The following is a 19,507-nucleotide window of genomic DNA, read 5'->3' as shown; positions in this document are numbered from 1 at the left end:
TAGCTAGTTATTCACTATCCATTTTTTAAGTTGGCGTTTTTTTATGTTTTAAACGCTTTATAAGCGCGTTTCAGCTTATGTAGGTAGAAGTTTGATAAAGACATAAGGTGCACATAGTGCAAAAAATTAAACATGAGACGCCAGATACGTGAGTTTTTTTGTCATTTAATCTGTACAGAGAAGATAAATAAATAGCTTCAGTTTCATGATAAGGGGGCTGGCGGAGTTTGTCAAGTAAGTTTTTTCGTTTCTAACGGTTGTTGCCAAAAACTATACAAGAAGTCTTTTAAGATCAATCACTTATCTTCAAGGCTTGAATAAAAGCATTCTGTGGAATATTTACGTTCCCTATAGAATGTAACCTTTTTTTACCCTTCTTTTGCTTTTCAAGTAGTTTCATTCTTCGCGTTACATCTCCACCATAGAGTTTAGCTGTTACATCTTTTCTGTATGGGTTAATCGTTTCTCTGGCAATAATTTTTCCGCCCACTGCCGCTTGAATCGCGATTTTATATTGCTGACGTGGTATTAAATCCTTCAAGCGTGCACATATTTCACGCCCCCTTTTTTCTGCCCTACTTTTGTGAACGATACAAGCCAGTGCATCTACGGGCTCTCCATTAATTAAAAAGCTTAATTTATCTATTTGGCTTACCAGATAGCTGGAAATTTCCCAATCCAAACTTGCATATCCTTTGGAAATTGATTTTAATCGATCATAAAAGTCAAAAACAACTTCAGACAGTGGTAATTTATATCTTAACAATGCTGTTGTTGTGTTACCAATGTAAGATAAATCCTCCTGTTCTCCCCTCCTTTCTTCACATAGAGATAGAATATCACCTAAGTATTGATCAGGAACCATTATGGTTGCGGTAATCCACGGTTCTTCCACAATTTCAATTTTCGTTGGATCTGGCATATCACTTGGGTTATGAATATTCAAAACTTCACCACTTCGTGTTGTAACCCTATATATAACACTCGGTGCAGTTGCTGTTAGATCTAAATCAAACTCTCTCTCGAGTCTTTCTTGAATAACTTCAAGATGCAACATTCCCAAAAAACCACAACGAAATCCATAGCCTAGTGCATTTGAAGTTTCAGCTTCGAAGGTAAAACTTGCATCATTTAAATGTAACTTCTCTAGAGCTTCCCTTAGATATTTAAAATCATCCGTTTTGTGAGGGAAAATGCTACAAAATACCACAGGATGCACTTCTTTAAATCCAGGAAGTGCTTCACTACAAGGTCTCTTTTCCTCAGTGATAGTGTCTCCTACCTTGCAGTCTGCTACTTCCTTCATTGAAGCAGTTATAAAACCAACTTCACCCGCTGAAAGTTCACCCGTCATCACTTTTTTAGGGGTGAAAATACCGATATTATCTATCTGATATGTAGCATTATTAGACATCATAACAATTCTCATGCCTTTTTTTAGCACTCCATTTTTAACTCGCACTAAAATTACTACTCCTAAGTAAGTGTCATACCAACTATCAACCAAAATTGCTTGCAGTGGAGCATTTACATCACCTTGAGGAGCTGGAAGTTTTGCTACTATTGCTTCCAGTACATCTTTTATTCCAAGTCCAGTTTTTGCTGATATTAAAACTGACTCACTTGCGTCAATGCCAATTACTTCCTCAACCTGGAGTTTTACCTTTTCTGGATCTGCAGCAGGAAGATCAACTTTATTGAGCACAACTATTATTTCATGGTTGTTGTCAATAGCTTTATATACATTTGCAAGGGTTTGTGCTTCAACGCCCTGGCTACTATCTACCACTAAAAGTGAACCTTCACATGCGGCTAAGCTTCGGCTTACCTCGTAAGAAAAGTCAACGTGACCTGGGGTGTCCATGAGATTTAGGCAATATTGATTACCGTCGTTTGCCGTATAATTGAGTTTTACCGTCTGTGCCTTAATTGTAATCCCACGTTCGCGTTCTATATCCATTGAATCGAGTATTTGATTGATCATTTCTCTTGCTTCAAGGCCGTTACATTCCTCTATTAAACGGTCAGCAAGCGTTGACTTACCGTGGTCTATATGCGCTATTATTGCAAAATTTCTTATGTTGTTCATTTATGGCTATTTTACTTAAGTAGAACCATTTTACATTTTAAGTGTTGTGAGGGCAATCCTTTATTAAGAGACTATTTACTCCTTCAACATAGACGACACTTTTTTCGAGCAGGAAATCACTTTATTAACCATATAGTTTTCATGATTATTATCTATTTTAGGCAACTCATACAGATAATTTACCATCATTCCAGCCGACTGACTAATACCTTTTTCAGAAGTATCCGCCATCCAGTTTAATTGTTTTATCGATGCACCATTGCTTAAATGAAAATGCGCCACCGGATCATAAGCATTCCCATTACTATTATTCACTTTTAGTAAATAATATGCACATAGTTTAAGCATGCATTGTTTAGTTTCATTTATACATTCAACGTTAATTTTTAATTGCTCTGCACTTTCTAAAATTTCTGCACTAGATTGTTTTATATTTAGTTTGCCCAATAAAGTGACATCTTGGTTTAGATTGTTTTTTAGCCATTTCGTAAAGCCAGGTATTGGAGAAAGAGTTGCATATGTTTTTATACTTTTAAACTCCTGTGATAGCTTTTCTACAACCCTTTTGATCAAAAAATTACCAAGGCTGATTCCAGATAACCCTGCTTGAGTGTTTGATATTGAATAGAATATAGCAGTGCTTGCATTACTCGGATCATTTGAAGGTACTGACTCATCTAAAAGGTGTTGAATACTATCTGCAATCTTATCCACCAATGCAACCTCTACAAAAATTAGAGGTTCGTTTGGTATCTTGTAATGAAAAAAAGCAAAACAGAGACCCAGCCTGTTTTTTAAGTCATCCCAAGAGGAAATTTTATGCACAGCTTCATATTTTATAAGTTTTTCTAGCAATGATGCAGGTGAATCCCAGGTGATTTGACGAAGATCAAGTAGATCAACATCAACCCAAGTATAGAGTATATTTTTTAATTCGCTTTCTAGTGGATTCAAGCTTCTATATTGGTTCTTTAGCTTAAGCACGTCAGAACGCATATCAACAATAAACTTAAGGCCTTCTGGTAAAGAAATAAATTGCTTCAATATTTTAGAACGCGGTGATTCAAGAATTTTTATTAAATCCTGTTCAAATTTATAGTTTAACTCGGGATCTTGGTTTTTCTTATACTCTCTAATTTTCTCATCTATTTCCGCTTTATTCGGATTAAATTTTTCTGCCAGGGTTTGTAGAAATTTTATTTTACCTTTCTCTGATAAGCTTAAGTACAAGTTACCAAGAGATACAGCGTTTTTACGTGCTGAAACCTCCCCTCCCTTTGGATTTAAGCACTCGTTCATCTTCAAGACTAAACTATCGATATCGCGACTGTTGCTTAAATCAGGACTGATGTTACCAATCCACGATCTTACAGCATCTGCCACTCCACCTAGTATTTTAAAAAAGCTTCTTACCGGCTTTTTGTCTTCAACTTTCACTATATCAGTTTTTACCAATGATTCTTTTGTCATAGATTCCCTTTATTATACATAGCTAATGCAAGTCAGGGTCATACCGCTGCGATATCTCTAGATCCCGCTAACAAGTAGCGGGATGACGAATTTGTCGTTTGTCAAATCGTCGGTAAACCCAAGTTATTTTAGCTACATATAGCTTAAGTTAAAGGAAAATTTTAGCTACATAGCAGGCACTATTACTAGATTATTAATAATTCAGTAATACAATAGACTTCTTGCACTACCTCCCAAGCCACAACTGTCATTCAGTAGAAACGAAAAAACTTGCTTGACAAACTCCGCCAGCTCCCCTATCATGAAACTGAAGCTATTGTATTTGCTTTCGCCAATCTGCAGATTAAAAAGTAAGGATTACTTAATGTATCGGCGTCTTATGTTCAATTTTTTGCAGTATATAGATACTGTATGTCTTTACAAAACTTCATCTACATCTAGATTTTTATCTAAATAAGCTGAACGCGCTTATAAAGCGTTACAAGACATCAAAAAATGCCAATACTCGACAGAGATAGTAAAAGACTAGCTAACTCGGGGATTCTTTGTCTTTTTTTCTGCTTAGTAAATTTCTTAAACATTTGCAGCGTAAGTTAGTTGCAATTAAAAGCGGCTGAATCTCGCTTTTCAAGCGTTTAAAACATAAAAAACGCCAATATTTTAAAGCGGATAATAACCTCAGGGCTTCTTTTGCCTTTTTTTTCGTTTGGTAAATTTCTTAATGTTTATAGCTAAACGACAATCGTCATCCCGCTACGTGTTAGCGGGATCTATGTTAAGGTATAGTAGGGGATCTATGTTAAGAGATACCGCGAATGAATCGCGGTATGACGGTGTAATGATGGTTAAGTAATTCGTCATCCCGCTGCTTGTTAGCGGCTAAGAGATACCGCGGCGGTATGACGTAGGACTGCTGTCATTCAAGTAGCTGAAACTGGAATGACACGTCATAAAGGAACCAGTGTCAGCTACTTGGATGATACCTTTTTTCTACTTAGTTTGGGTTATGCAAGAAGTCTATTTACTTCTTAACTTGACGCACATGATGTCTTGCAGCATCATCTACTGTCTCTAAATAAATCATTGCTAGACATATACCACTGTGTACTTCTACGGATACCTTATTGCCTAAACTTCGATTAAAGCAAGAATTTTTTCCCGGAAAAGCAAGATTACTAAGGTGCAGTTCCCATTTTAATCCTTTAGTTGATATTTGAGCTCTCGGTATACCAAGTAAAGATATTTTAGTATTTTTTGGCAAAGAAAAAAAATGGGTAATACCTTTTTGTAAAGTGTAACCTACCATGGGAGGTGAAGGTGTGTAAAAGATACTGCCCGTACTTAGAAAAATGTTAATATTCTGTAGTATGTGATCAATTGCTCCTCCAGTAATACCCGTTACTATTGATGGCAATAACTTTACTGTTTTTAAGTGAGCCATTGCTCTAGAAAAGTCGCAATAATCTTGATCAGGTAGATATATCGTATTCAAATTAGCACGTAAATCCAGATTTACGCTATCCAAATCTCCTACTACAAGATCAGGTTTTACGCCAATTGATAGAAGCTTGTTTGCTCCTCCATCTACAGCAATAATAGGTATATCTCGTTTAAAAAACGATGAGCTCGGTATTTTTCCATTTAGCACTACAATAGAACGATATTGTTGTTGTGTACTGCAGTGCAGCACATGATCATGGTGCAGGTTTTGCATCGTAGTAACATTTTTGAATAATTGATATTATGCTAATCACTAATCCAGCAATATTGCTAAGCACCACAAAAATTGAGCTCTGGTAAAGACCATAGCCAATCCAAGACAATGAACAAATAAGATAGTTTACTAACATTAACATCGATACATCACGAGTAACTTTAGTGATATATGCTTTATATACTTGAGGTGATAATCCAATTAGAGATGCAATTAACGCAATGAAGCCGAAGCATTCTTCAATATTTATATACATACATTTTCCTACGCTTGCTTTAACAATATCAGGTTCAAAGGGTTGTACTTTATGTACTCTCAGCTTTTCTAGAGCACCCCTAATGCGTGTAATTTATAACATCATTTAGTCTATTAATCAAGAAATTAATAGTGACTTGCATTTATGAAACCCAATCGGCTTCTATGCTAATTATTATCTAAACTAATCGTCGGTTGTGCATCTTGCTCAGAGATTAGGGCAACCAACAAATTATTTATCAATTGAACCTTTTGCTTGCCATCTAATTGTAAGCTTTTGTTTTTTTCAAAATGAGCTATTACTTCCTCGACAATTCCTATTGCATTTTGCACTATATGCCTTCTTGCCGAAGTGATAGCATGTGCTTGTTGACGCCTTAACATTGCTTGTGCAATCTCGGACGAATACGCCAAATGCGATATTCTTGCTTCTGTAATCTCAATTCCTGCAATATCTAATCTTTGTTGTAACATTGACCGCAATTCATCTGAAATTTTATCAGAATTTTTACGTAAAGATTCCTCATTGCTCTCGCTGTCATACGGATAATTGCTCGCCAATTCTCTAATTACCGAGTCACTTTGTACAAAAACAAATTCGTGATAGTTGTTAACATTATAATACGCCTTTGCAGGACTGCTCACTCTCCAAACAATTACTGCAGAAATCTCTATTGGACTTCCATTTGCATCATTAACTTTTATTTTTTCTGTGTTAATATTCTGAAATTTTAGGGAAACTATATATTTGCTTGAAAAGGGAAGCGTTACACATATTCCAGACTTAAAATAAGTTCCAATATAATGACCAAAAAATTCTATCACTCTTGCTTCATTAGGGTCATTAATAAAAAATCCTTGAAGAAAAGTCAAAATTGAAACGGCAGCAACTCCAAGTGCAATTGTGCTGTCATATGCCAAAAAAAGCAGCGATAAAATTAATCCTAGCGCTATTAGTACAGGAAAAGCCCGAATTTGACTCAAATTTCTATCGTTTATCGTATTCTTATCCATATTGTCTTTAAACTTCTTTTTCACTTGAACTCTCTCTGTTGATCGTTTTATTTATCTTATTTACAAATAGTTTAAACTCTCTTAATTCATGATCAGGCAATTTTACTTCAGTTTTATGTGCTATCGTAAGCGGATCGATGTGTTTGCCGTTATATATAACTTCGTAATGTAAATGAGGGCCTGTTGCAACACCAGTGCTACCAACATAGGCGATGACCTGCCCCTGCTTTACTTTAGAGCCTAACTTTATATCGCCACTAAATCTACTTATATGCGCGTAACAGGTTGAATATTCATTTTTGTGTTTTATTTTGATGTAATTTCCATAGCCACCATTCTTTCCTATATATTCTATCACACCCTCTGCAGCAGCGTATATGGGAGTGCCAAGTTTAGCTGCATAATCCACTCCTTTGTGAAAAGCAATTTTACCGCGAACAGGATGCTTTCTATTGCCAAATTTTGAGGATATGCGATAATCTCCATTTAAAGGATTTGCAAAAATTTCGCCATTTTTTAAGCTTATTCCTTCTTTATTAAAATACCTTTCTTTGCCGTCTTGCGATTTATAATGATATAAACTAATAGCTTTCTTGTTTATTATCAGTGAAGCATATAAAATTTTTTCTTCAGTCTTCTGATTATTAGGCAATCTCTCAAAAAGAACCTCCAATTTACTCTTCGGCACAATGTCTTTTTTAAAATCAACACCGAAATCTTTATATATGTTGATCAATTTCACCACTGTATTTGGCGCCAACCCTTCCGTGGCAAAAAAGGAAGATTTTATGGTACTGGATATGAATAACAACTTTCTATCACTTTCTGTCGTCAAAGTAGCTTTTTTTTTTCTGATTCCATGCTGGAATGGCTGTGCAAGATCTGTTGATGTTTCAGCGGTATATAACGGTAAGATAAAGAGCAGCATAAATACAATCAGCTTCATCATTTAAACAGCATCAACAAAAGTAAAATTACCTTCCACATACTGTACATCATCATTATCTTCTAATTCTTCAACCAATGCAGATAATTTATCAATCAACTCTTTATCGCTAATTTCAATCAGATCTTTTGGCTGCCATGAAAGACGAGCAAGTTCTGGTTCTCCGAATTTTGCATAAAAGGCATCGCGTACTTTACCAAAATCTTTTATTTCACAAGTTATAACGTGTAATCCTTCTTTGTCATTTTCCTCAACATTCAATACTTCTAATTCGATTCCATGACTGAATAAATCATCAAAATTCACACCCTCTGCTTTATAGACGATTAAGCCTACATGATCGAAAAGGTAACTAACACTTCCTGTTTCTCCCAAGTTTCCACCCTTGCGAGAAAATATATAACGTACCTCAGAAGCAGTTCGGTTGCGATTATTAGTCAAAACATGGACAATGAGTGCAGTGCCAGAAGGCCCATGACCTTCATATTGGATTTCCTCGTAATTTTCTCCAGCAACGTTACCAGTTGCATTTTTTATTGCTGTTTCTATTTTATCTTTTGGTAAATTTTCCTTGCGTGCAGCAAATATAGCAGAGCGAAGGCGCGGGTTGAGTTCGGGATCGGGCAGCCCTTGCTTTGCAGCAACTGTTATTTCTCTGATCAGCTTCGTAAATTTTTGAGAGCGCTTTGCATCCTGAGCGCCTTTCCGATGTTTTATATTTGAAAATTGTGAATGACCAGCCATATTCAAATAGTTAAAAACCTAATTATATATCAAAGCATAGAAAAAGCTAAAGCAAATTTTCAAGCCTCTGGCTTGGCATCTTGCAGGTTTTCTGCTAATAACATACTTTCATACTGCTCAGCTTCTAAGTCAAGGCCAAGAGCTGAATGGGCTGCTATTAAATGGTTAATAGACTTAGAAAAATATTTAGAATCCTTATAGCTTGCCATATTCTGGAAACGCTTAATTGCTGCTAAATATTCACCACGCCTCAGGTAAAATTTACCGATAGAATACTCTTTTGTTGATATATGTTCTGTGATTAATTTTGCTCTTTCCTTTATCTCGTCTACATATTCGCTGCCTGGAAAGAGATTAATGTACTCAGTGGCTAGCTCTAAAGTTTTATATGCAGTTTGCTGTCCAAGTTGCACTTTATTAATTTGCATGTAATAAGATAATACTCTTAAGTAGTATACATATGGTAAATCTTCACCATTTGAATAAACATATATATAATCAGCCATATCACTTGCAGCACTGCTATAGTTACCCATATTATAGTGAGAGACCCCAGATAATAATTTTGCTTTCATTGCCCAATAAGAAAAAGGATACAAATCCTCTATCTTATGAAATGCCCTAATAGCTTGTTTATATTTTTTCTGGTCAAAAAGTTCAACTGCTTCTTCATATAGTTCAGTTTCAGTTTTTTCAAGATCATCCGCATACGATTGTGTAAAGGAGCAAATTAGGAAAATAAAGCACGTGATTAAAGTCTTATACATAAGATTTTTTTCGATCAAAATAAAGTATAGACCTAAATATTACTTAAATAAATAAATTTCTTAGGCAATAGCCGGTCCTTCTTCTTTATAACTACGGTCAGAACTACCTGCATTTCTTGATTCACCTCGTCCTTCCACTTTTGGATCTTTCAGCGTCTTACTGTAGGAATGTATAGTTAAGACCTGTACAGCCATAAAAATTGCAATACCTACCAAGCCTAAAGTAGGTCCAACAGCAGGATTTAAGGACGATGCTAATGCTATTAACATTATCCTTCTTATTAAAAATACAGAAGAACCAGCAAGCGCCAATCCGGCTACAGATATATTGCTAGTTTTCTTGCTAGATTTCTCATCAAGATCAGACTTTTCTGTTTCCTTTTTCTTATTTTTTTCATGCTTATCAATATAAGAAACAAGAGTTGCAAGAAAAGCAATTGCATTGGCAAGAAATAAAATTGCATCCTCTGCTGCTTCAAGTGAAGATGTTTCACCCATTATCATACCTACAATAACCAGTGCAGTTGTTATAGCCTCAATATAGATCAAACACTGACCTATATCAGAAATATTGTGCTCTTTTTCCTTTACTTCCTCTCCATTTTCAATAATCTCCAACTCTCGTTCTTTTTGTGCTATCTTCCTATTATTGTAAATTAAATATAGCGTACAAATAAGAGATAAGACTGTAAAAGGTAATATAGTGTGGCTTAGCGCGCCACTTATCACGCCAAGTAATACCTGATCGCTATATGTTTTTTCCAGTTCAATCGCCATCAGCAATGTAAATGGGACCATTGTTGCCAATGATGCACATTTTCTATATAGCTCTCTTTTTTTTAGTGCTAATAGTTCTTGTTCTAGCCTTTCTCTTTTGACTTCTTTATCAACTGTTGGCCAAAAATCCCAAAAAAACTCTTCTAATGGTTCAAAATCTCTTTTTTTCTTATTCTTTCCTGGAACCTTTTTAGTAGAAGAAAATTTGCCACTAGGTATTTTCATAATATTAACCTAATTAGTAGTAAGTTAATACAATTATACACCTTTTTGCTTTCTGAGTCAATATCACTAAGATATTAACTACTCTTGTCTATTAACTATTTCCTAGGAGATTTAATCAATCTATTTGATGCCGGCTAGGATATAATTATAGCCTGACCACATAGTTATAATAGCTGCAACCCATAAACAAATCGCACCTGTATATTGAATCATATAATAATCGTTCATTATTAGCGCTACTACAGCAACCATCTGCAAAAATGTTTTAATTTTTCCAGCTTTGCTTACAGGTAGACTAACATTTGTAGCTATCAGAAACTCCCGTAAACCCGAGACTAATATCTCCCGACAGATGATGATAATCGATGGTACTATTGTAAAATCATTTATCTTATGCTTATAAACTAGCATAATTATCGTTGAAACCACTATTAATTTGTCAGCAATTGGATCAAATAGCTTGCCAAACTTTGATTGGACTTTCCACGCACGCGCCAGGTAACCATCAAAAAAATCCGTAATGCACGCAAACACAAAGATTGATATTGTTATCAGGCCTGCATATTTATTTTCTATATAAAAACTTAATATTATTGCTGGTATTGCAAGTGCACGAGAAATTGTAAGCAAATTAGGCACGTTTTTTTTAAGCATGTAATATCATCTTACGTAATAGGTAAACTTATACAGAAGTACAACAGAGTTCACAAGTTAATAGTTTACAATTGAACATTTATAAAAACTCCATATACTTAAAAAATACAAGCTTAAAATATAAGGATGTAATGATGAACGATGATTTAGATAGTACCACAAAACAAGAAGCGCTTAAGTATCACAGCAGAGGTGGTAACCCTGGTAAAATTTCAATCATGCCAACAAAACCTTTATCTACCCAGTATGATTTGTCACTTGCTTATTCCCCTGGTGTTGCAGCTCCGTGCCTTGAAATAGCTAAAAATCCTGAGGTTGTTTATGATTATACAGCAAAAAGCAACTGTGTTGCTGTCATTTCAAATGGCACTGCAGTGCTTGGACTTGGTAATATCGGTCCTCTTGCTGCAAAACCTGTCATGGAAGGCAAAGCTGTTTTATTTAAGCGTTTTGCTGATATTGATGCAGTTGATATAGAAGTTGGTACAGAAAATATAGAAGATTTCATCAATGCAGTAAGGTATCTTGGGCCAAGTTGGGGGGGGATAAATTTAGAAGATATAAGATCTCCCGATTGTTTTATAATAGAGAAACGCCTGAATGAACTGATGGATATTCCAGTGTTCCATGATGACCAGCATGGAACTGCGGTGGTTGTTGCAGCTGGCATAGAAAATGCTCTTGATATTGTTGAAAAGAAATTAGAGGACGTTAAGATCATTATGAATGGTGCTGGAGCAGCCGGTATTGCATGTTTAGAAATACTAAAGTCCATGGGCGCTAAAAATATAGTGCTGTGTGATAAGCAAGGAGTAATATACAAAGGTAGAAACGAGGATATGAATGAGTGGAAGGAAAAGTATGCAATTGATACTTCCGAACGTTCTCTACTTGATACAATAAAAGGCGCTGATGTATTCATCGGACTATCTGCAAAAGATGTGTTAAATGAAGAGATGTTAAAGAGTATGGGCAAAGACCCGATTATTTTTGCTCTTGCCAATCCCGATCCAGAAGTAAGGCCTGAGTTTGCAAAATCTGTGAGGCCAGATGCAATAATTGCAACTGGTAGGTCAGATTACAACAACCAAGTCAACAACGTAATGGGTTTTCCTTATATATTTAGAGGGGCACTTGATGTACATGCAACAACAATAAATGATGAAATGAAAATTGCAGCTGCAGATGCAATAGCAAAGCTTGCCCGTGAGCCAGTACCAGGTGAGATATCTGCAGTCTATGGCGGTCGTAAAATGGGCTATGGACGTGAATATATAATACCTACTCCATTTGACCCAAGATTAATTTCTATAGTAGCTCCTGCTGTTGCAAAAGCCGCAGTTGATTCAGGTGTTGCAAGAAAGGCAATACAAGATTGGAGTAAATATGAAAATCAATTAAAATCTCGTCTTTCTAATGTTCTCAGCACGCTGAATTTACTATCTTCACATATGTAATTTATTGGATAAAGTTAAAAGTGATAAACCAACCCAAACTCTAAGCCATATATGCCAAACCTATTGGTAATGGTTGCAGTTGTTGATTCAACACGTGCAGTTTCATCAACTTTACTTCCTCCACCGGCAGGAATATATCCTTCACCAGCTAGTATCTTTATTCCTGGTACAATATCTTTAAATTGGTTATCAAGGATACCAAAATAGCGTAAACCAGCAAATGCTTGAGTTTGTGCTGTAAGTTGGTGATTGATACCAAGTTTTGCTTGGTAAGCCAAGGCATATCTGGTTTTTCCTAGAAATTTAACCCTAGTTACACCTGCACCAATACCAACATATGGGGTGAATGGCATTTTTGCTATATTAAAATCACGATATACATTGACCATTCCAGCTAAGTTATTAAAACCTTCATTTTTCATCTTAAATGCAGCTCTGAACTCTGCTTCAACACTACAATTTTCTTGAATGTGAATATCAACCTTTCCACTTCTCCAAGGTGAATTGCATTCCGCTCCAGTAGACGCATCATTGTGACGACGAAGTTCAATATATCTTGCTTTTTTCTTATCTGAATAATCTTCATCATATAAGTTAGTCTGAGAATATAAGCCTTCAAACTCAACTCTCATATTTTTGAATAAATACCCTATTGCAGCACTACCGGCAAACCCTGGAACATATTTAGGACTGTATCCAGCTTCAATTCGCTCCTTCTTATTAAAACTAAAAACCCCCTCTGTTATATTGTCACCTGCATCTTCTTTTCCTTCTAGAGAACCTATTGCATTGAAGAATGCTCCAAAATAGTTAGCTTTGATGTAAACATTCTCTAAGTTATTTATTTTATCATCGTAAGATAAGCACCTAAATGAAAAAGTTAGCAAAACCAATAGATATGTGAATTTAAATCTTTCGCCCACCACAAAGCCTCCCTGCATAATTTGTCATTCCATTATTATAGTATGCTTCTATTTCTTATGATAGCAACTTTTTATTGCGCTCAATCGTTTTAGATTTATAATGAAAGTATTGTAATTTAAAGCAAATCAATGACTATTGCAATTCACGAATTAGAGAGGATCATCAAACAATCGTTCCCCGACGCTGATATAAAGATTCATGATCTTGCTGGAGATGATGACCATTATCATTTAAAAATAAACTCCAAGTGTTTTCTTGGAAAGACAAAAATAGAACAGCATAAAATGGTATATAAAGCTCTGGAAGGTCAGTCTATACACGCCTTGCAACTGGAAACTAATACTTAAAAATAAGGTGAATTTATGAGCAATTTTGAACAAATGAAAAAAGATATAACAGAAAATGATGTGGTATTGTATATGAAAGGCACTTCTGATTTTCCTCAATGCGGATTCTCTGGACTCGTCGTGTCAATCCTAAAAAAATTGAACGTGAAGTTTAAGTATATTAACGTGTTGGAGAATGATGAAATACGTGAATCTATAAAAAAGTTTTCTGATTGGCCAACAATTCCACAATTATATATAAAGGAAGAGTTTATTGGTGGTTGCGACATCACTCGCGAGATGTACGAAAAAGGCGAACTGCAAAGTTTATTGAAGGAAAAAAAAATTATTGCGGAATAAGTACCAAGAAACCAGTGCCCAGACGCTGGATAACGTAGTATAGCTATGAAAAAGGATCTTATGTCTTAAACCGTATCCGTTCAGGGGAGCGGCAAAATAAGGTAGACAAAGCAAGATAATAATGTTGATGTTAACACTATTGTCAAGTTTACTGGCCTTTCTATTAGTGAGATTGAAGAATTAAGTGTGAGCGGTTACAAATAATTTACCATTTCTTCTGGTTTCACTATCCTTTCAAACTCTTCCTCAGTGAGCAGTTGAAGTTTTGCTGCTGCTTCTTTTAGAGTGATATTTTCTTTATAAGCAAGCTTCGCTATTTTTGCTGCATTGTCGTACCCTATATGCGTATTTAATATAGTGACCAACATCAACGACTGATTCAGTAAATCTTTTATCCTCTCTTCATTTGCTTTAATACCAACTACACATTTTTCTGTAAAATTTAAACTTGCGTCAGCTAAAAGTCTTATAGACTGCAAAACATTGTAAATTATCACTGGCTTAAACACATTCAATTCAAAATGACCGTTTGAACCACTAATGGTTACAGCAACATGATTTCCCATAACTTGAGTGCATACCATAGTCACCGCTTCACACTGAGTTGGATTCACTTTACCTGGCATAATTGAAGAACCAGGCTCATTTTCCGGTAACATTATTTCCCCAATTCCGCATCTTGGACCAGAACCAAGCAACCTTATATCATTTGCAATTTTCATTAAACTGACTGCTACTGTATTGAGTGTTCCACTGAGCTCAACTAAAGCATCATTTGCTGCTAGCGCTTCAAATTTATTGCCTGCTGAAGTAAATGGAAGGTTAGTAATTCCTGCAACTTGCTTTGCAAAATCTTCAGCAAAACCCTTTTTAGTATTGAGTCCCGTGCCAACCGCAGTGCCACCTTGTGCAAGCTCGTATATACCACTTAAAGTTGATTTTACTCTCTCTATCCCCTTTTTAATCTGGGCCGCATAGCCAGAAAACTCCTGTCCTAGTGTTAGGGGCGTTGCATCTTGCAGATGAGTACGTCCTACTTTTATTATATCTTTAAATTCCTGAACCTTATTATCCAGCACCTTATGCAATTTTTCAAGATTTGGAATAAGCAAGCAGTTTATTTGCTCTGCTGCTGCTATATGCATTGCTGTTGGAAAGGTGTCATTTGACGACTGACCATAATTCACATGATCATTTGGATGTATTGGAGATTTACTACCCAAATTACCACCTAAAATCTCTATTGCACGATTGCTGATCACTTCATTCATATTCATATTAGTCTGCGTTCCGGATCCGGTTTGCCAAACAACAAGCGGAAATTCATTATTAAATTTGCCATCTATTACTTCCCTCGCGGCTGTGCAAATTGCGTCCCCTACCCTATCATCTATAACACCATGTTTCATATTAACACGCGCTGCTGCAAGTTTTACTATTGCTAATGCTTTAATCAGAGGCTCTGGCATTTTTTCTGTGCCAATCTTAAAATTTTCTAAAGAACGCTGAGTCTGTGCTCCCCAGTAATGTTCACTTGGTACTTTTACTTCCCCTAAGCTGTCTGATTCTATTCTCGTCTTTCTATCCATATTTTCCTCCTGGTGTTATGCAAACTGGTTCACTACATAATTTTTTCATGCCTACTTCTTTGTTAATTAAATCATACTAGATCCAAGTAGTCAAGTGTACGAACATTGCAATTTTCAGTTAACTTGCATGGTAGATGCAAGTAGCTGACACTGATTCACTTTATGATGGTGTCATTCCAGTCTGGAATCCAGCCTTTTCATAATCATCAAAACGTTGTATTTTAACATAAAACGGCTACTTTTATGCTTACCAACTTAATAAAATTCCTGGATCCCAGTGTCTGGGCACTGGGATGACACCCTTCTGGTGGACTCAAATCACGATGTTTGCACAGCTGTACGCTTAGTTCTGGTTGCACGCTACCATTCTTGTACATCCATAAATAGAAAATTTACGCTTTAAAAGGATCATATACATCGATTTCCTTAGAATTACTCTTTTTCAATTTTTCACTTAATAATCTTAAAATAGGCTGTAAATCACCATTAATTGATAAGCACAGCACTTCTTTATTGAGATAATTAGCTAGGTGATTCTTCTTTTCCAGAATTTCTGCTTCCCTCAATAAGTCGCATTTGTTTAATACTACAATCTCTTCTTTTTCAACAAGATCACTATTGTAAAGTTCCAATTCATTATGGATACAACTATAAGCCGAAACAACGTCATCGTGAGTTACATCGATTAAATGAAGTAAAATTTGACACCTTTCTATGTGCTTTAAAAATTTATGCCCGAGCCCAACTCCAAGGTGAGCATCAGTAATTATTCCAGGAATATCTGCTATTACAACTTCGCTATCATCCACTTTTACCATGCCTAAATGAGGTCTTACGGTGGTAAATGGATAATCGCCTACTTTTGTATCGGAATTTGAGCAGCGAGTCAAAAATTTTGATTTACCTGCGTTTGGCATGCCAATAATTCCAACATCTGATAAAACTTTTAGTTTTAATAATACATGTTTTTCTTCGCCAGGCTGACCGTAAGTAAAATGTCTTGGTGCCTTATTAGTAGAAGATTTAAAATTAGTATTTCCAAGTCCACCTTTTCCACCCTGTGCTACTTGAAATTCCATACCAGGCTTGTCAAGGTCTACTATTATCTCTTCACTTTCTTCATCAATTATTTGTGCACCGACTGGAACTTTAAGTATAACGTCTTTCCCTGCTGTGCCAGATCTATCCCTGCCTGCACCATTTTTTCCACTATCTGCTTTAATGTGTCTTCTATAACGAAAATGAAGCAAAGTGTTGAGATTAGCGTCGCTGATGAAAACTATGTTTCCACCCTTTCCTCCATTACCACCATTTGGACCACCAAATTCAACGAACTTTTCTCGACGAAAACTTGCACAGCCATCACCACCGTCACCAGCTTTTAAACACAATTTTACTTCGTCTATAAAACCCATGCTAACCCACGATAATATTTAGCATCCTTTCCTAATGCGCTTTCTATTCTGATTAGCTCGTTATACTTCGCGAGTCTATCAGAACGCGATAGCGACCCGGTTTTTATTTGCCCGCAATTTGACGCAACTGCTATATGAGATATTGTTGTGTCTTCTGTTTCACCTGAGCGATGAGAAACAACAGCTTTATAGCCATTTGATTTTGCCATTTCAATAGCAGCAAAAGTTTCTGTTAACGTCCCTATTTGATTTGGCTTGATCAGTACAGCATTTGCCATTTTTTCCTCTATTCCTTTGCATATCAGTTCACAATTTGTAACAAACAAATCATCCCCAACCAATTGAATTTTACTCCCCAATTTTGCAGTAAGTAATTTCCAACCTTCATAGTCGTCTTCACTCATTGCATCTTCTATAGAAATTATTGGATATCTTTCCACAAGATTACAATAATATTCAGTCAACTCTTCTGAAGTAAGATCTCTGTGTTCAAATTTGTAAATTCCATCTTCATAAAAAGTAGATGAAGCAACATCAAGGCCTAGTGCAAAATCACTTTGCGCTGAATAACCTGCTGATTCTATAGCGTATATGATCAAATCAAGTGCTTCTTCAGTACTTTCAATATTTGGTGCAAAACCACCTTCATCCCCTACATTTGTGCTATAACCTTTTTTCTTAAGAATGCTACGTAAGTTGTGGAATACCTCCGCAGATATTCTAATCGCTTCGCTGAAAGTCTCAGCACCGACCGGAAGAATCATGAATTCTTGGAAATCGAGCTTATTGTCTGCATGTACTCCACCATTAATTATGTTAATGAGTGGAACCGGCATAACACTCGTCTGCTTTCCTCCCAAATATCTATATAGCGGCATTTTGAAACTGTTTGCTGCTGCTTTTGCAACTGCAAGAGACACACCCAAAGTTGCATTTGCTCCAAGTTTTGATTTGTTTTTTGTTCCATCCAGTTCAATTAATGCTTTATCAATTGCATTTTGGTCCGCTGCATTCATTCCAATGATTTCATCTGCTATTATCCCATTTACAGCTTGAACAGCTTTCAGCACTCCCTTACCACAATACCTTTTCTCATCTTGGTCCCTGAGTTCCAAGGCTTCTAATTTACCGGTTGAAGCTCCAGAAGGTACAGATGCCCTGCCTATTGCACCATCACAGAGCTCAATTTCTACCTCAATAGTGGGGTAACCCCTGCTATCTAAAATTTCTCTTGCAAATACGTTATTGATTATCTTATTCATTACATTAAACCTTAACTTCCGCAATAAGTGCTGCAGTTTCCTTTGCCAATTTAGCTATATTACTACCAGCACCAATAAATAATACTATATCACTTGGACTTGTCGAATCACTAATAAAATGTGAAATGAGCAAAGCATCATTCATAATTTTTGTGTTATTAAATCCATTACTGATTAAAGCTTTTTGTATATCATCAATCCCACAACCAGGAATAGGCTTGTCTTCTGGGGGATGAACAGGAGTGAGGATGACATAATCAAACATCATGAAAATGCGTATGAATTCATCAAAAAAATTACGAATGCGGGCAAAACGAAGTGGTTCGATAATTCCTATTACTTTTCCTTTAGTAATCGAACGTGCAGCCGTTAAAGTTGCATATATTTCATTTGGATGATGGGCATAATCCTCAATTAACTTAACACCTTTAATATCGGCAATCAAAGAGAATCTTCTTGCTACTCCTTGAAATTCCAAAAGGCCTTTTTTAATATCTGCATCGCTAATTCCGAGCTTTATCGCAACTGATATTGCAGCTAGGGCGTTGCTTACTTTGTGAATTCCAATTGCATTTGATAGTACTATGTTTTTTAAAGGGCTGGATCCCAGTGTCACGCACTGGGATGACATCTCTGTACACTTTCCTTTTGTCATTCCAGCACGTAATGCTGGAATCCAGTTGTTCAACACATCAAATTCTATGCTGTTAGCATGCTGTTTAATGTTGCTGGCTCTTATGCTACCATTCTCAAACCCAAACGTTATAGAATTACCTGCATCATAATCGATGTCTACAGAATCAGGTAAAACTGCAGAACCTGCATTATTCACGAATTGGGAAAATGCATTTTTGATATTATCAAATGTGCCGTAATAATCTATGTGGTCATTGTTGATACTTGTTATGACAGCAATCTTTGCAGGGATTTTTAGCATAGTTCCATCAGACTCATCAGCCTCGATCAGAAAAGTGTCACTCCCTCCAAGTTTGAAGTTGCTCTTATAGGAATTTAATATCCCTCCTACAGTTACAGTCGCATCAATGCCAGAATGATCAAAAATGGAAGCAATCATAGCGGTTGTTGTTGTCTTTCCGCTTGAACCTGAAACCGCTATCACATATTTACCTTTCATAATTTCAGCAAGTATGTCTGATCTATGCAAAACGGTTTTATTGTTATTTTTTGCCGCAATTAACTCCACATTATCAGATTCTATTGCAGAAGAATGTACAACTATTTGAGCTTGGCTTATATTATTAGCATTGTGACCAATAAAAACCTCTATACCTAGCTTTTGTAACTTATTTATATTGTCGTTTGATTGTGCATCACTGCCTTGAACTTTGCAATTGGAATTGTGAAGAATTTCAGCAATGGCACTCATTCCGATTCCACCTATACCAATAATATGTATTATTCCTTTTTGAGTTTTGTTAATATTTAGCAGTAGATGTTTACTCATTACTAAATTTATTATAGTATAATTTAAAATCCTCATAGTATCGAACCCTCTTAC

Annotated in this window: 18 protein-coding genes and 1 riboswitch; of the genes, 3 read left to right on the top strand and 15 right to left on the bottom strand. The window is 36.0% G+C overall.

Features of this window, described 5'->3' with window-relative positions:
• Nucleotides 1–292: 292 nt before the first annotated feature.
• The 10 genes from lepA to pgsA form a co-directional block, all read right to left on the bottom strand.
• Nucleotides 293–2,089: a translation elongation factor 4 gene (gene lepA / locus ABL518_RS03820; RefSeq protein WP_010082651.1), complete on the bottom strand. Its 1,797-nt coding sequence runs from the start codon at nt 2,087–2,089 to the stop codon at nt 293–295.
• A gap of 75 nt (nt 2,090–2,164) precedes the next feature.
• A complete protein-coding gene (locus ABL518_RS03815) occupies nt 2,165–3,559 on the bottom strand; it encodes a malonyl-CoA decarboxylase (RefSeq protein WP_095742698.1) in 1,395 nt (464 codons plus the stop codon).
• Between the two features lie 1,021 nt (nt 3,560–4,580).
• On the bottom strand, nt 4,581–5,273 hold the full coding sequence (locus ABL518_RS03810; protein WP_095742700.1) for a thiamine diphosphokinase: 693 nt from the start codon (nt 5,271–5,273) through the stop codon (nt 4,581–4,583).
• Nucleotides 5,254–5,529 (bottom strand): SemiSWEET family sugar transporter, encoded by a 276-nt coding sequence (locus tag ABL518_RS03805; protein WP_006280002.1) that lies wholly within the window; start codon nt 5,527–5,529, stop codon nt 5,254–5,256. The genes ABL518_RS03810 and ABL518_RS03805 overlap by 20 nt, the downstream gene beginning before the upstream one ends.
• A riboswitch (TPP riboswitch) is annotated at nt 5,518–5,620 on the bottom strand. It overlaps the preceding gene by 12 nt.
• A 76-nt stretch (nt 5,621–5,696) precedes the next feature.
• Nucleotides 5,697–6,542 carry an SPFH domain-containing protein gene (locus tag ABL518_RS03800; RefSeq protein WP_010962624.1) on the bottom strand — a complete coding sequence of 282 codons (846 nt, stop codon included), beginning with the start codon at nt 6,540–6,542 and terminating at the stop codon, nt 5,697–5,699.
• Between the two features lie 7 nt (nt 6,543–6,549).
• Complete coding sequence (locus ABL518_RS03795) at nt 6,550–7,488, bottom strand: M23 family metallopeptidase (protein WP_038198862.1); 939 nt, start codon at nt 7,486–7,488, stop codon at nt 6,550–6,552.
• 3 nt (nt 7,489–7,491) lie between these two features.
• Nucleotides 7,492–8,232, bottom strand: a complete 741-nt coding sequence (locus ABL518_RS03790; protein WP_010962626.1) for a YebC/PmpR family DNA-binding transcriptional regulator — start codon at nt 8,230–8,232, stop codon at nt 7,492–7,494.
• A gap of 59 nt (nt 8,233–8,291) precedes the next feature.
• A complete protein-coding gene (locus tag ABL518_RS03785) occupies nt 8,292–8,999 on the bottom strand; it encodes an outer membrane protein assembly factor BamD (RefSeq protein WP_010962627.1) in 708 nt (235 codons plus the stop codon).
• A gap of 60 nt (nt 9,000–9,059) precedes the next feature.
• Nucleotides 9,060–10,001: a hypothetical protein gene (locus ABL518_RS03780; protein ID WP_010962628.1), complete on the bottom strand. Its 942-nt coding sequence runs from the start codon at nt 9,999–10,001 to the stop codon at nt 9,060–9,062.
• A 120-nt stretch (nt 10,002–10,121) separates the two neighbouring features.
• Complete coding sequence (gene pgsA, locus ABL518_RS03775) at nt 10,122–10,655, bottom strand: CDP-diacylglycerol--glycerol-3-phosphate 3-phosphatidyltransferase (protein WP_010962629.1); 534 nt, start codon at nt 10,653–10,655, stop codon at nt 10,122–10,124.
• A gap of 134 nt (nt 10,656–10,789) precedes the next feature.
• Here pgsA and ABL518_RS03770 point away from each other — a divergent pair, with 134 nt between their 5' ends.
• Nucleotides 10,790–12,112: a malic enzyme-like NAD(P)-binding protein gene (locus tag ABL518_RS03770; protein WP_077188090.1), complete on the top strand. Its 1,323-nt coding sequence runs from the start codon at nt 10,790–10,792 to the stop codon at nt 12,110–12,112.
• A 14-nt stretch (nt 12,113–12,126) separates the two neighbouring features.
• On the opposite strand, the gene ABL518_RS03765 is transcribed toward ABL518_RS03770, so the two are convergent.
• Entirely contained in the window at nt 12,127–13,035 is a 909-nt protein-coding gene (locus ABL518_RS03765) for a P44/Msp2 family outer membrane protein (protein ID WP_233417545.1), read from the bottom strand.
• Between the two features lie 129 nt (nt 13,036–13,164).
• On the opposite strand from ABL518_RS03765, the gene ABL518_RS03760 reads away from it, so the two are divergent.
• Together ABL518_RS03760 and grxD are read left to right on the top strand one after the other, a co-directional pair.
• Nucleotides 13,165–13,383 (top strand): BolA/IbaG family iron-sulfur metabolism protein, encoded by a 219-nt coding sequence (locus tag ABL518_RS03760; RefSeq protein ID WP_006280012.1) that lies wholly within the window; start codon nt 13,165–13,167, stop codon nt 13,381–13,383.
• 15 nt (nt 13,384–13,398) lie between these two features.
• Nucleotides 13,399–13,722: a Grx4 family monothiol glutaredoxin gene (grxD, locus tag ABL518_RS03755; protein ID WP_095742701.1), complete on the top strand. Its 324-nt coding sequence runs from the start codon at nt 13,399–13,401 to the stop codon at nt 13,720–13,722.
• A gap of 194 nt (nt 13,723–13,916) precedes the next feature.
• Here the strand turns inward: grxD and fumC are convergent, their stop codons facing one another.
• The 4 genes from fumC to murC all read right to left on the bottom strand — a co-directional run bounded on the left by fumC (nt 13,917) and on the right by murC (nt 19,489).
• The gene (gene fumC, locus ABL518_RS03750) at nt 13,917–15,311 is read right to left on the bottom strand and encodes a class II fumarate hydratase (protein ID WP_010962632.1); all 1,395 of its coding nucleotides are present in this window, start codon (nt 15,309–15,311) and stop codon (nt 13,917–13,919) included.
• Nucleotides 15,312–15,703: 392 nt separating this feature from the next.
• Entirely contained in the window at nt 15,704–16,726 is a 1,023-nt protein-coding gene (gene cgtA, locus ABL518_RS03745) for an Obg family GTPase CgtA (protein ID WP_006280016.1), read from the bottom strand.
• Complete coding sequence (eno, locus tag ABL518_RS03740) at nt 16,714–17,988, bottom strand: phosphopyruvate hydratase (RefSeq protein WP_010082238.1); 1,275 nt, start codon at nt 17,986–17,988, stop codon at nt 16,714–16,716. The genes cgtA and eno overlap by 13 nt, the downstream gene beginning before the upstream one ends.
• Nucleotides 17,989–17,992: 4 nt before the next feature.
• Nucleotides 17,993–19,489 carry a UDP-N-acetylmuramate--L-alanine ligase gene (murC, locus tag ABL518_RS03735; RefSeq protein ID WP_038250394.1) on the bottom strand — a complete coding sequence of 499 codons (1,497 nt, stop codon included), beginning with the start codon at nt 19,487–19,489 and terminating at the stop codon, nt 17,993–17,995.
• Between the last annotated feature and the right edge of the window lie 18 nt (nt 19,490–19,507).

The organism is Wolbachia endosymbiont of Drosophila willistoni, assembly GCF_040084705.1.
In the GTDB taxonomy this organism is placed as follows: domain Bacteria; phylum Pseudomonadota; class Alphaproteobacteria; order Rickettsiales; family Anaplasmataceae; genus Wolbachia; species Wolbachia pipientis.
The sequence above is the reverse complement of the archived record's forward strand: the minus strand, read 5'-3'. Positions and strand labels throughout refer to the sequence as shown.